The sequence below is a fragment of the Pseudomonas psychrophila genome, from assembly GCF_001043005.1.
Taxonomy (GTDB): Bacteria; Pseudomonadota; Gammaproteobacteria; order Pseudomonadales; family Pseudomonadaceae; genus Aquipseudomonas; species Aquipseudomonas psychrophila.
The window spans coordinates 1-509 of record NZ_JYKZ01000120.1; the positions used below are offsets into that span (position 1 = coordinate 1).

The following is a 509-nucleotide window of genomic DNA, read 5'->3' on the forward strand; positions in this document are numbered from 1 at the left end:
CCTCCAGCACATAGCTGCTACTCGCCATCACAGGTAGCCACTTGAAGGTCTTGATACGTGACCAGGGCAAGGGGCCATGCTCGAGTTCATCGACTATCAGCAATTCCAGCGGCTGGGCATCCGGGCCGGAAGCGTCGTCTTGTACGTTGACTCGATAGCGTGCCGTGCTGCTATAGAAACGACTCTCCAGTGAAACCAGCTCGACAGTACCGTGGACCGAGGTACCCTCCAGTTGCGATGCAAGCTCCTGATTGGCCTTCTGAATCGACGCCTGTAAAACGCTTTCAATTTTGGTCCCGGTGTACCACGCGCCAGCCGTGCTTATAACGCCGACGACAACGACAATCCCTACCAATACGCCTAAAGGTTTTTTCATCAATTGACCCGTTCAATGTCCGTTCTGTTGAAAGATATGCGGTCTTTGCTGAACCCGTCATGGGCCGAAAAGTGGGTGCAGGTTAACACTGGCTGTTAGCCAGAGGCGGCGGCTGTAGAGCGCAAGAATCGAG

1 protein-coding gene is annotated in these 509 nt (G+C 54.2%); it reads right to left on the reverse strand.

Going from position 1 to position 509, the window contains the following annotated elements:
• A partial coding sequence (locus TU76_RS24385) for a DUF945 family protein (protein WP_048352722.1) occupies positions 1-376 on the reverse strand: 376 nt, incomplete at its 3' end.
• Positions 377-509: the final 133 nt, after the last annotated feature.